Origin of the sequence: Microbacterium wangchenii, assembly GCF_004564355.1 — a bacterium.
Lineage (GTDB): Bacteria > Actinomycetota > Actinomycetes > Actinomycetales > Microbacteriaceae > Microbacterium > Microbacterium wangchenii.
In genome coordinates this window covers 2,372,069-2,384,373 of record NZ_CP038266.1, presented here as the reverse complement: position 1 = coordinate 2,384,373, position 12,305 = coordinate 2,372,069, and the positions used below count along the sequence as shown (strand labels likewise).

The following is a 12,305-nucleotide window of genomic DNA, read 5'->3' as shown; positions in this document are numbered from 1 at the left end:
GGGCCCCGATCCGATGCCGGGGCACTTCCAGGATACCGGTCCCGCGGCTCCACCCCGGTCACGCCTAGGCTGTACCCCGTGTTCGAGTGGTTCCGTCGTCGTAACCGGCCCGAAGGGCGCCCCCTGACTCTGCGGTCCCGCGGCGATCTGGGGGATGCCACGCGCGTGGACTTCGAGGAGCTCGCGCCCGACGTCGACACCTACCTCGGCCAGGCGGCCTACCTGCAGCTGGGGTTCTTCGAGACGCTCAGCGAGCTGATCGCCTCCACGCCCGAACTGGCGCAGAAGGAATCGCTCTCCCGGGCCGCCGGCGCCGCGCTGCGCAAGCACGAGGAGCTCGTGGCCCTCATCCGGGAACGCGGCGACGACCCCACGGCGCTCATGCTCCCCTTCCGTGAGCAGCTGGACGCGTTCCGCCGTGCCACGCACGGCCTGCGCCCGCAGGAGACGATGCTCTCGGTGCACATCACCGCCGGAATGCTGGACGACTTCTACCTCGCGCTCTCGGCCAGCTACGGCGACACCGGACGCCGTGTCGCGCGCATCCTGCGCGCCGACGACGATCGTCAGGCGATCGTCGAGATCACGCAGCAGACGATCGCGAGCGACCAGGAGTGGGCGTCGCTGCTGGCGCTGTGGGGTCGCCGCCTGGTGGGCGACACGCTCCTGGTGGCGCGCTCGGCGCTGCGCACGCGCGCACTGGATGCGGCGGACGAGGCCAAGGTCGAACCGGTCTTCACCGACCTCATGCGCGGTCACGCGCGACGGATGGACGCGATGGGCCTGGCGGCCTGAGACCGGCGGGGGAGCGCGTCAGCGCAGGCGCAGCCGCTCGCGCTCGGCGGTGTCGCTGCGCACGCGTGCAGCCGACAGCACCGTGACCACGGGCACGGTCACGAGTGCCGGGACAGCCAGCGCCGCGACCCAGATGAGCGGATCCTCCGGACCCAGGCCCGCCCACGTCAGCCCTGTCCAGGCCACTGCGCCGGAGGCCGCCGCGATCAGCGGAGCCAGCGCGACACCGCGGGTGAGCCGCCGCGGCAGCGCGAAGTGCGCCGCCACGCCGATCACGGCAGCGACGAGGATGCCGAGGAGGATCTGCACGGGATCAGGCGACGAAGCCGACGCGGCGGGTGTCCTCCGTGCCGATCTCCACGAACGCGAGCCCGGCGGTGGGGACGAGGTAGGCGTTGCCCTTGCTGTCGGTGAAGGTCACGTGCGTCGCGGAGGCGTCCAGCGCGTCGGCGACGGCCTTCTTCACGACCTCCGGCGACTCGTTGGTCTCGAAGGTGAGTTCGCGGCCGGTGTTCGCGATTCCGATACGGATCTCCACGGGAACTGCCTTCCTGCCGGGGACGGTCCGGCACCACGAAAGACTCTACGACAGCCCTCCGGCCTCCCCGACCGGCGGCGCAACGCTCTGGGCGAACGATGTCGGAAACCGGAGGTAGCGTAGCGGCATGGTTCGGGGCGAGACGTTCGTTGCGGATGCCGCCCTGGACGAGTCGCAGCGCACGGTGACGGCACTGCCGGCGGACGCATCCGCCGTCGTGGCCGGCGCGCCGGGATCCGGCAAGACCGCGTCGCTGGTGGCGCGGGTGCGTGCCCTCGTGGCCGCAGGACTGGACCCGGACGACCTGCTCGTGCTCACCCCGACGCGTCCGAGCGCGACCGCCCTGCGCGATCCGCTGGGTCTTGCCGTGGGCCGCGCGACGGCCGGTCCGATGGCGCGCTCGGTGGCCTCCTTCGCCTACCACCTCGTCCGCGGGGCCGAGGTGCACGCCGGTGGCGAACCGCCGCAGCTGCTCACCGGCCGCGACGAGGACCAGATCATCCAGGACCTCCTCGCCGGCGATGCCGAGGACGAAGCCGCCGGACTGCGCCGCTGGCCCGACGACCTGGGGGCGGGCATCCGCGGGACGCGGGGCTTCCGCAGCGACGTGCGGGCTTTCCTGGCCGAGTGCACGACGCTCGGGATCCAGCCGGACGACCTCGACGCGCTCGCGGCGCGCTGCGACGTTCCGGCGTGGGCCGCACTGGCCTCCTTCGCCCGCGAGTACCACCGCGTCCGCTCCGACATGCGCGGCGCGTACCGCGATGCGGCGGGTCTCGTGCGCGAGGCCATCGGCATCGTGCGCACCGCCCCGGCCGCCGTCCTCGGCCGGTTCGCGGGGTTGCGCTGCATCCTCGTGGACGATGCCCAGGAGCTCACCGCCGGAGGCGTCGAACTTCTCGAGGCGTGCCGCGCCCGCGGGATCGGCGTCGTCGCGTGGGGAGACCCCGACGTGGGTTCGGGGGCCTTCCGCGGTGCCACACCGGAGAATTTCGCGCGCCTGGCGCACGTGCTCGGCAGGGTCGAGGTGCTCGGCACGGTGCACCGCGGCACCCGTGCGCAGGTCGACCTGGTCCGCTCGGTCACCGCGCGCATCGGCGCGGCCGGCGTGGTCGCGCACCGCCGGGCGCCCGAGGGGGCGGCCCCGGACGGCTCGGTGCGCACCTACCTGCTGCGCTCACCCGGCGAGGAGCTCGACGCCATCGCCCGGCTCCTGCGCGAGCGGCACGTCCTGGACGGCGTGCCGTGGCGGGAGTGCGCGGTCATCGCCCACGACTCCCGGCAGGTCTCCGCGCTGGAGACCGAGCTCGCCGCGCGCGAGGTGCCGGCGCGGGCGAGCGGCCCCGGCCGCCCCCTCGGCGCGCAGCGCCCCGTGCGGGACCTGCTCGCAGTGGTCGAACTGGCCGTGCAGGACCCGCAGGAGTGGACCGCGCCGGCCCTCACCGACGCGCTGCTGGGCGTGTGCGGCGGACTGGACCCCATCGAAGTGCGGCGGCTGCGGATGCTGCTGCGCTCGGCCGAGATCGCCGACGGCGGAGAGCGCACGGCGGGCGACCTGCTGGTCTCGGGCCTGCGGCATCCACTCGAACTCGAAGCGCTCGACACGCGCGAGGCGCGACGGGCCGCCCGCCTGGGGCTGACGCTTGCGGCCGTGCGCGCGCAGGCGGACGAGCACGCCACCGCCCACGAGCTGCTGTGGACCGTGTGGGAGCGCAGCGGACTGCAGCGGGCGTGGCGCGAAGCCGCCCGGGGAAACGGGCCCGTCGCCGATCAGGCCAACCGCGACCTGGATGCGGTCGTCGCACTCTTCCAGGCCGCGAAGCGCTTCGGCGAGCGTCAGCCGGGCGAACCGGCCGCCACGTTCGTTCGGGCCGTGCGCGACAGCGACGTCGCCGAAGACCGCCTCGACGACGTCGAGCGGGCCGACGCCGTGCACGTCCTCACTCCCGCAGCCGCCGCGGCGCGATCGTTCGACACCGTGATCGTGGCCGGGGTGCAGGACGGGATCTGGCCCAACACGCGCGTGCGCGGCGGGCTCCTGCAGACCTGGCGGCTCGCGGATGCGGTGCTGCGCCCCGATGCGCCCACGGCGGGCATCCTCGACCGCCGGCGACAGGCGATGCACGACGAGCTGCGCCTGTTCGCCCGCGCCGTCTCCCGCGCGAACAGGCGCCTCGTGGTCACGGCCGTGGACGACGACGACCAGGGTCCCAGCGTGTTCTTCGAGATGCTGCCGGCCCCTGAGCCGGCCGGCTCGCTGGCGGAGCATCCGCTGTCGCTGCGAGGCCTCGTCGCCCAGCACCGGCGCACGCTGACCTCAGCACGGTCCACCGCCGCACAGCGACGGGCGGCGGCGGGACAGCTCGCCGTGCTCGCCGGTGCGGAGGTCGCCGGAGCCGCCCCGGAGTCGTGGTACGGGATGCTGCCGCCCACCTCCACCGCGCCGCTGCGCGACCTCGACCGCGAGCCCGTGCGGGTGTCGCCCTCGCGGCTGCACGCGCTGGAGGAGTGTCAGCTCGACTGGGTCATCTCCGACCTGGGCGGAGACCGCCAGGGTATGACCGCCGGCATCGGGACGGTCCTGCACGCGGCGCTGGAGACCGCCGAGTCGCCGGACGAGGAGGCGCTGTGGGCGGCGGTGGAGGCGCGCTGGGGCGAACTGGAGTTCGAAGCGGCGTGGCGCGAGCGTGCCGAGCGCACGCGGGCGCGCGACCTCGTCCGCCGCCTCGCGCTGTACCTCGCGCGGTTCGCCGCCGACGGCGGCCGCCTCCTCGGCGCCGAGCGGCACTTCGAAGTGCCCATCCCGCTGGAAGACGCCGGCGCGCACGGCGCCGTGCTCAGCGGCGACATCGACCGCGTGGAGCTCGCCCCCGACGGTTCGGTGGTGATCGTCGATCTGAAGACCGGCAAGAGCGAGCCGCAGACCGACGCGAAGGTGGCCGAGAACCCCCAGCTCGCGGCGTACCAGCTCGCCCATGCGGCCGGGGCGATCGACGCCGTCGCCGGCATGCCGTCGGGCGGGGCCAAGCTGCTGGTGCTGCGGCCCACTGCCGCGACGGCGGACTACGTCACGCCCCGCCAGCCCCCCTTCGACGACGATCAGCGGGCCGCGTTCGTCGCGCGCGTGGCCGATGCCGTCGACGTCATGCGCGGCACGAGCTTCGCGGCCGCGTACGAGGAGCACTGCCGCGACGAGTACGCGTACGGGGTGTGCCGCATCCACACGATCGCAGCGGTGAGCGCGTCGTGAGCGGCGTGATCCCGGCCGCGACGATCGCGGCCGCCCTGGGGCAGTTCGCGCCCACGCCCGAGCAGGCCGCCGTCATCGAGGCGCCGCTGGAGCCGGCCCTCGTGGTCGCCGGCGCCGGCAGCGGGAAGACCGAGACGATGGCCGGACGCGTCGTGTGGCTCGTGGCCAACGGACTGGTCCGCCGCGACGAGGTGCTCGGACTGACCTTCACCCGCAAGGCCGCCGGCGAGCTCGCCGAGCGCATCGGCCGGCGCCTGCACCGCTTGAGCGAGTACGAGCGTCGGGGCCTGCTCCCGCTCCTGCCCGAACTGCACCGCGCGGGAGAGCTGGCGCCGCTGGCGGACCTCGGCGAGGGCGCGCGCGCCGACGCGGAGCGCGCCGCGATCCTCGACGGCCTCGCCCAGCGCGCGGGGGCCCGGCCTGCCGAGGGGGACGGCGACGAGCTGCTGCACCGTCCCACGGTGGCGACCTACAACAGCTTCGCCGACGCACTGGTGCGCGAGCACGGCCTGCGCATCGGCCGCGACGCCGAAGCGGCGATCCTGTCCGAATCCGCCGCGTGGCTGCTGATGCGCCGCGTCGTGTTCGCCTCCGACGATCCCCGCCTCGAGCAGCGTCCGGAGGCGCCGCGCACGATCATCGACGCGGCCCTGCGGATCGCCCGCGACGGCGTGGACAACCTCGTCGACCTCGCCGCGCTCGCCGCCTTCCCCGCCCGGTTCGCCTCCGTGCTGCAGCTTCCCTCCGCCCGCAAGGGCACGGGGGTGCTCAAGCCCGTCGAGACCGCCGTCGGCCGTGTCGACGCGCTGGGGATGCTCGCCGAACTGGCGCGGGAGTACGCGCGCGAGAAGGAGCGGCTCGGGGTCATGGACTTCGCCGACCAGGTCGCGGGGGCCCTGCAGATCGTGCGCGGTCATCCCGCCGTCGTCGACGAGGTGCGCGCCCGCTTCCGCGTCGTGCTGCTGGACGAGTACCAGGACACCTCGGTCGTGCAGACCGACCTCCTCTCCGCGCTGTTCGCCGGCACCGGCGTCATGGCGGTGGGCGACCCGCACCAGGCCATCTACGCGTGGCGCGGGGCGAGCGCGGGCAACCTGGCCGGCTTCCCCGCGGCCTTCGGCGGCGACTGCCTGCGCTTCTCGCTGCTGACCAGCTGGCGCAACAGCTCGCGCGTGCTGACAGCGGCCAACGCGGTGCTCCAGCCGCTCGCGCGCGGCGCCGCGGTCGACGTCGAAGAGCTCCGCTCCCGCCCGGGAGCCCCCGCCGGGCAGATCACGGCGGTATTCGAGCGGGACCTCGACGCGGAAGCCGACCGCGTCGCGGAGTGGTTCGTCGGCGTCCGCGCCGCGCGCGCGGCGGAGGGCTCGCCCACGACGGGAGCCGTGCTGTTCCGCAGCAAGAAGCACATGGTGCGCTTCGGCGACGCACTCGGGCGTCGCGGCATCCCACACCGCATCCTGGGGCTGGGCGGGCTGCTCACCACGCCCGAGGTCGTCGACGTGGTGGCCGCGCTGCGGGTGCTGAGCGACCCCGACGCGGGGTCGTCGCTCCTTCGGCTGCTGTCGGGTCCGCGGTGGGCGATCGGCCTGGCCGACCTGCGCCGCCTCGCGCTGCTGGCCCGCCGCCTGGCCACCTCCGATGCCGCGCTGCAGCCGCTGGATGCCGTCGTGACCGAACGGCTGCGCTCGATCCCCGGTGCCGACCGGGCCTCGCTCGTCGACGCACTCGACTTCGTCGCGCGCCAGCGGGACGACCACGGGTGGCTGGCGGAGTTCACCCCTGCCGCGCGGGCCCGCCTGCGGGAGGCCGGCGCGGTGCTCGCGGGCCTCCGGCGCGCGATCGGCGCCCCGATCCCCGAACTCGTGCGCCTCATCGAGCTCGAGCTGCGCCTGGACGTCGAACTCGCCGCCAACGAGACGCGGGGGCCGGCCCGCATCGCCTCCGCGCAGCTGCGGGCGTTCGTGGACGAGATCTCCGGTTTCCTCGCCGCCGACGAGTCCGGTTCGGTGCCCAACCTGCTGGCGTGGCTGGATCATGCCGAGAAGCTGGACGAGTTCGCCCCGCGCACCGAGCCCCCCGAGGACGACGTGGTCCAGCTGCTCACGATCCACGGCTCGAAGGGGCTGGAGTGGGACGCCGTCGCGGTGGTGCGGTTGGTCACCGACGAACTCCCCTCGCTGCCGCGCGACACCGCCGGATGGCTCGGCTTCGGCGTGCTGCCCACCGCCTTCCGCGGAGACGCGCCGTGGCTGCCCGAACTGGCGTGGCGCTCGGCCGCGACCCAGCAGGAGCTCAAAGCGGCGATCGACGACTACGTGGCGGCCAACCGCAGACGGCAGCTCAACGAGGACCGGCGCCTGGCATACGTCGCCATCACGCGCGCCCGCGATTCCCTGCTGCTCTCCGGCTCCAGCTGGGCGGGCACCAAGCGGCCGCGCACGCGCAGCCCCTTCCTCACCGAGGTGGTGGAGGCCCTGGGGATCGAGCTGCCCGAGGATGACCCCGGCGACAACCCGTACGGCGACGAGCGGCGGCTGCTGCACTGGCCGATGGACCCGCTCGGGGTGCGCCGGCCCGCGGTGGCCGCGGCCGCGGCGGAGGTGGAACGTGCCCGCAGGGAGCCCCTCCCCGAGCCGGATGAGGAGGCCGGGCTGCTGCTGGCCGAGCGCGCGGAGCGGATGCGACCGCTGCAGCGCACCGCGCCGGTGCGCATCCCGGCATCCCGCTACAAGGACTACGTCGCCGACTACGCCGGCGCTGTGGAGGCGCTGGATCGGCCCATGCCCGAGCGGCCCTATCGCCAGACGCGCCTGGGCACGCTGTTCCACGCGTGGGTCGAGCGCCGCTCAGGCCTCGTGGGTGCGGGCGGCGGCCTCGACGACGCTCTGTGGGACGACGGGCTGTGGGATGACGACGTCTCCGACGCGCTCCCCGCCGACGCGGCCGACCTGGCCGTCCTGCAGGAGAACTTCGAGCGGTCGGAGTGGGCGCCGCTGCGACCTCTGGAGGTCGAGACCGAGATCGACTACGTCGCGACCGACCTGGACGGCCGTCCGCACATCGTGATCTGCAAGCTCGACGCGGTGTACCGCCGCGGCGAGCGGATCGAGATCGTGGACTGGAAGACGGGGCGTCCGCCCGTCACCGACGCGGAGCGACGCGAGCGGATGCTGCAGCTGGAGCTGTACCGCGAGGCGTACGCGCAGCGGCACGGGGTGCCTCGGGAGCGGATCGACGTGGCGCTGTTCTACGTCGCCGACGGCCTCATCCTCCGGAACTGAGACGCGTCGAGCCGTCGCGTCCCCACCACCGCAGCGCCGCGCGCGATGCGCGGGCCGCTTCCTCCTCGAGCGGGCCGTCCTGGTCGGATGCGTCGGGCCCCGCGGGGGATCCGGTGTCGGCGGGGACCGGCGAGCCGTCGTCTGAGCGGTGCGCCCACCCGGTGATGTCGATCGGAGCCGTCGCGGTCTCCTCCGGGTGGCGCAGACCGTCGAGACCGAAGTCGGGGGAGTCGGCGGAGTCGGGCGGGCTGTCGGTGCGGTCGCGTTCGGTGGCGATGAACAGCGAGAGCATCTCGGGGTCGTACGTGTCCGTCTGCATCGAGGTGTCCGCCGCGACGGTGCCCGGCTCCGGCATGCGCTCCACGAACGCCATCGCGCTCTCCAGATCGACCGGCGCATCCGGCACGATCCGATCCCCGCGCACGCCGTCGGCGAGTGCATCCAGGAGGGCGACGGCGTCGTCGACGACCGTGTCGTCGCCGGTGTCGACGCCGTGCACGAGCCACCGGGCGAACTCCAGCTCGGCGTACAGGCGGGCGCGTTCGCGCAGCAGCGCGTCGGGCGCACGGGCGGCGTCGGCGGTGTAGCCGGACAGCACGGCGTCTGCCGCTTCCGGTGCCGAGGCGAGCCACCGCAGGTCGGTGGCGGGATCTCCCACGCTCAGGCCGGCCCACTCCAGTGCGCCCACGACGCGGACGTCATCGCCGTCGTCGGCGAGCAGGAAGGTGGACGACGTCGCGCCGCCGAGGACGACGGCCGACTCGAAACGCCACAGCTCGTCGGATTCGACCGCCCGGCGCCAGCGCTCGGCGAGCACGTCGGGTGCCCGTCGCGTCCCCTCCACGCGGTCGAGGAGTCGCACCACGTCGTCGCGCACCTGCTCGGGAGTGCGCACCGGCAGGCCATCGGTCCGCACGATCGAGGGCGGCAGCGCGTGCACGGCGGCGAGGGCGGCGCCCACGGCCGTGGCGATGCCGCGCCCCTTCGGCAAGTGCGCGGGGTCGACCCGGTAGCCGGGAAGGAAGTCCACCACCAGGACGCGGGCGGCACCCGAACCGCATTCGCCGAGGACCTCCGGCGCGCGGAAGGGCAGCAGAGCGCGCACGCCGGGGGTGAGGGCGACGAGCGCGCGGGACTCTGCCGCCAGGTCGGCCGCGGAATCCTCGCCGGCAGGCATGCGGACGACCGCGTCGCGCCCGTCCTCCAAGCGCACGAAGGCGGCGTCGAAACGACCCGCCGCGTGCTCCGTGAGGGGACCGGCTCCCACCACGGCGATGCGCGGCAGGGCCGCCGTCGCCGACGCGGCTAGAGTGAGTGGTGAGCGTGCCATGCGCCCAGGGTAGGCCGGGCCCGCCGCCCCGACCCCGCGCCACGCCTGTGAGAGAGGTACTCGATGACGGTTCCCGTCACGTCTTCTCCGCGTTTCGGCCCGGTCGACAGATCGCCCACCGAACGCATGACCGACGACCTGATCGCCCTCGCGCAGCGCGATCCGCGCACGAGAGTGCTCGTCGTGCGCGGCGACGCCGCCCCGCTCGCCCCCGACGGCGGCCTGACCGCGGTCGCGGTCGCGGACGTGCCGCAAGACGCCGTGTGGGCGTTCCTGGGCCGCCGGCCCGACGGCGCCGCGGTCCTGGCGGCCGCCTTCCCACCCGACCGCGATGACCCCGTCGATGCTCCCGGCGGATGGGGGGCGCTGCGGTCGATCGGCGGCGACCTCCCCGCCGACGACACGGCGGTGCTCATGCCCGCCATCGCGCTCGGACGGTGGCTCGTGGATGCCCCGTTCTGCCCGGCGTGCGGCACGCGCACCGAGCTCCAGCACGCCGGGTGGGCGCGGCGCTGCCCGCACTGCGGGCGCGAGCACTTCCCCCGCACCGACCCGGCCGTCATCGTCGCCGTCACGCGCGCGGACGACCCCGATCTGCTGCTGCTCGGCTCCAACGCGCTGTGGGGCGCCGACCGTTACTCGTGCTTCGCCGGCTTCGCCGAGGCAGGGGAGTCGCTCGAGGACGCCGTCGTGCGCGAGGTGCGCGAGGAGGCCGGCGTCACCGTCGGCGCGCTCCGGTACCGCGGCTCTCAGGGCTGGCCCTACCCGCGCTCGCTGATGCTCGGGTTCACGGCGGTGGCCACCGCGCCCGAGATCGCCCGGGCCGACGGTGAGGAGATCGTCGCGGTGCGGTGGTTCACGCGGTCCGAGATCGGTGACGCGCTGGCCGGGCGCGGCGCCCTCCAGCTGCCGGGCCCGGCCTCCATCGCCTCCCGCCTGATCCGTGAATGGCACGACGGCACACCGTGAGCGCACTGGACAACCTCGACGAACACCAGCGGGCCGCCGCATCCGCCCTCCGCGGCCCGGTGTGCGTGCTCGCCGGCGCCGGTACCGGCAAGACGCGCGTCATCACGCACCGCGTCGCGCACGGCGTGGACACCGGGGCGTACTCGCCCGGTCGCGTGATGGCGGTGACGTTCACCGCGAAGGCCGCGGGCGAGATGCGCGGGCGGCTGCGGGCGCTGGGGATCGACGGCGTCGCGGCCCGGACGTTCCACGCCGCGGCCCTGGCGCAGCTGAACTACTTCTGGCCCTCTCTCACCGGCGACGGGGCGCCGAACCTCGTCAGCAACAAGGTCAAGCTCCTCGCCCACGCGGCAGACGGCATCGGGCTGGCGCCGGACACCCCGACCCTTCGGGATGTGGCCAGCGCCATCGAATGGCGCAAGATCACGATGCGCAGCGTCGACGCCTTCGTGGCGGCACGCCCCACCCCGATCGGCCGTCTCGACGTGCAGCAGGTGGCCGATCTGCAGCGCGCGTACGAGAAGCTCAAGGACGAGCGCCGCCAGATGGACTTCGAAGACGTCCTGCTCACGTGCGCGGGGATGCTGGAAGCCGAACCGCGCGTCACGCAGGAGGTGCGCGAGCAGTACCGCCACTTCACCGTCGACGAGTTCCAGGACGTCTCGCCGCTGCAGTACCGCCTCCTGCAGCTGTGGCTGGGGGATCGGCGCGACCTGTGCGTCGTGGGGGACGCGAGTCAGACGATCTACTCGTTCGCCGGCGCCGACGCCCGCTACCTGCTGGATTTCCCGCGCACCCACGAAGACGCCCAGCTGTTCCGGCTGGAGACGAACTACCGATCTGCCGCGCCGGTGCTGGAGGTGGCCAACGCCCTCATGCGGGGCCGCCCGGGCGCCCTGGAACTCGTCCCCGCCCGCCCCGGCGGAGCTGCGCCGACGCCGGTGGTCCGCGCGTTCGACGACGACGAGGCGGAGGCCGCGGCGGTGGCACGTTCGATCGCCGACGCCATCGCCGGCGGCGTGGAGCCCTCCGCGATCGCGGTGCTGTACCGCTCGCATGCGCAGTCCGCGCCGCTCCTGGCCGCGCTGGCTGCTGCCGGCGTCGCCACGACGGTGCTCGGCGGCCGGCGCTTCTTCGATCAGCCCGAGGTCCGCCAGGCGGTCCTCGCCCTGCGGGCCGCCTCGGTCGCACCCATCGAGACCGACTTCGTCACCACGGTGCGTGACATCCTGCGCTCGCTGGGGCTCACGGACGAGCCGCCGCCGGCCGGCGGCGCGCTCCGGGAGTCGTGGGAAGCGCGCGCCGCGCTCCTGCGGCTCGCGGAGAACGCCGAGCCGGGAACCAGCCTGCGCGCCTTCACGGACGGCCTGGTCGCGCGCGCGAAGGACCAGCACGAGCCGACCACGCGCACCGTCACCCTCGCCACGCTGCACGCGGCGAAGGGCCTGGAGTGGGACCACGTGCATCTGGTCGGCCTGAGCGAGGGGCTGCTGCCGATCTCCTACGCCACGAGCTTCGAGGACATCGACGAAGAGCGGCGCCTGGCCTACGTCGGCATCACGCGGGCCGGGCGAACCCTGTCGGTGAGCTGGTCGCGCGGACGCGGGCGGTCGGCGCGGAATCCGTCGCGGTTCCTGCAGGAAATCGGCACGCGCAGTCTTCGTGCGGGGGATGCACCCGCCACACGCGGTTCGGTGCGTCCGCGCGCAGACGCACGGACCGCGCGGGAGTGGTCGTCGGGGCGGTGATCAGCTGCGCCGCCGCGCGCGCCGCCTCCACCGCGAGATCGGCATCGACGATGCACGGGCGCCCCACCAGCTGACTGGCCACGACCGGCCATGCCGGGTCGGCGTCGCGGGCGTGCGCCGCGTCGCACGCCAGACACGCCGTCACGCCGGGCTCGACGACAGGGCCCACGGTGGCGCCGGCGCCGTCGAACACCAGCGGAGCATGGCGGGCGTCGGCGGAGACGAGGGCGGCCGCCCGCCGCGGTTCGACCAGGTGTGCCGCCAGCAGGACGGCCGTCCACCCCGCAGGGACGACGGTGGCGGCGAACGGCGACCAGTGGGCTTCCCGTACGTGCGCACCTCTGCGGGTGAGGGCGTCGGCCACCGTCGCCCGCAGCCCCGGGTCGAGGTCGTC

8 protein-coding genes are annotated in these 12,305 nt (G+C 74.4%); 5 read left to right on the top strand and 3 right to left on the bottom strand.

The annotated features are described in order from the left end of the window. The first annotated feature begins 78 nt into the window (after positions 1-78). Positions 79-795: a ferritin-like fold-containing protein gene (locus tag E4K62_RS11465; RefSeq protein WP_135067547.1), complete on the top strand. Its 717-nt coding sequence runs from the start codon at positions 79-81 to the stop codon at positions 793-795. Positions 796-813: 18 nt separating this feature from the next. Here the strand turns inward: E4K62_RS11465 and E4K62_RS11460 are convergent, their stop codons facing one another. Next, the gene (locus E4K62_RS11460; RefSeq protein ID WP_135067545.1) at positions 814-1,104 is read right to left on the bottom strand and encodes a hypothetical protein; all 291 of its coding nucleotides are present in this window, start codon (positions 1,102-1,104) and stop codon (positions 814-816) included. 4 nt (positions 1,105-1,108) lie between these two features. Next, positions 1,109-1,333, bottom strand: a complete 225-nt coding sequence (locus E4K62_RS11455; protein ID WP_135067543.1) for a DUF3107 domain-containing protein — start codon at positions 1,331-1,333, stop codon at positions 1,109-1,111. Between the two features lie 127 nt (positions 1,334-1,460). Between E4K62_RS11455 and E4K62_RS11450 the strand changes: the two genes are divergently transcribed. Together E4K62_RS11450 and E4K62_RS11445 are read left to right on the top strand one after the other, a co-directional pair. Beyond that, positions 1,461-4,583: an ATP-dependent helicase gene (locus E4K62_RS11450; protein WP_135067541.1), complete on the top strand. Its 3,123-nt coding sequence runs from the start codon at positions 1,461-1,463 to the stop codon at positions 4,581-4,583. Continuing rightward, positions 4,580-7,864 carry an ATP-dependent DNA helicase gene (locus E4K62_RS11445; protein ID WP_135067539.1) on the top strand — a complete coding sequence of 1,095 codons (3,285 nt, stop codon included), beginning with the start codon at positions 4,580-4,582 and terminating at the stop codon, positions 7,862-7,864. Before E4K62_RS11450 ends, E4K62_RS11445 begins: the two co-directional genes overlap by 4 nt. Here the strand turns inward: E4K62_RS11445 and E4K62_RS11440 are convergent. Next, positions 7,848-9,194, bottom strand: a complete 1,347-nt coding sequence (locus tag E4K62_RS11440) for a phosphotransferase (protein WP_135067537.1) — start codon at positions 9,192-9,194, stop codon at positions 7,848-7,850. The two genes, E4K62_RS11445 and E4K62_RS11440, sit on opposite strands and share 17 nt — an antisense overlap. A 63-nt stretch (positions 9,195-9,257) precedes the next feature. Between E4K62_RS11440 and nudC the strand changes: the two genes are divergently transcribed. Continuing rightward, the gene (nudC, locus tag E4K62_RS11435) at positions 9,258-10,163 is read left to right on the top strand and encodes an NAD(+) diphosphatase (RefSeq protein WP_135067535.1); all 906 of its coding nucleotides are present in this window, start codon (positions 9,258-9,260) and stop codon (positions 10,161-10,163) included. Further along, a complete protein-coding gene (locus E4K62_RS11430; protein WP_135067533.1) occupies positions 10,142-11,911 on the top strand; it encodes an ATP-dependent helicase in 1,770 nt (589 codons plus the stop codon). The genes nudC and E4K62_RS11430 overlap by 22 nt, the downstream gene beginning before the upstream one ends. Positions 11,912-12,305 lie beyond the last annotated feature (394 nt).

Excerpts from the sequence above, each read along its gene's own strand:
- E4K62_RS11450 (WP_135067541.1), top strand. The coding sequence starts at position 1,461 with ATGGTTCGGGGCGAGACGTTCGTTGCGGATGCCGCCCTGGACGAGTCG.
- E4K62_RS11440 (WP_135067537.1), bottom strand. The coding sequence starts at position 9,194 with ATGGCACGCTCACCACTCACTCTAGCCGCGTCGGCGACGGCGGCCCTG.
- nudC (WP_135067535.1), top strand. The coding sequence starts at position 9,258 with ATGACGGTTCCCGTCACGTCTTCTCCGCGTTTCGGCCCGGTCGACAGA.
- E4K62_RS11430 (WP_135067533.1), top strand. The coding sequence starts at position 10,142 with ATGGCACGACGGCACACCGTGAGCGCACTGGACAACCTCGACGAACAC.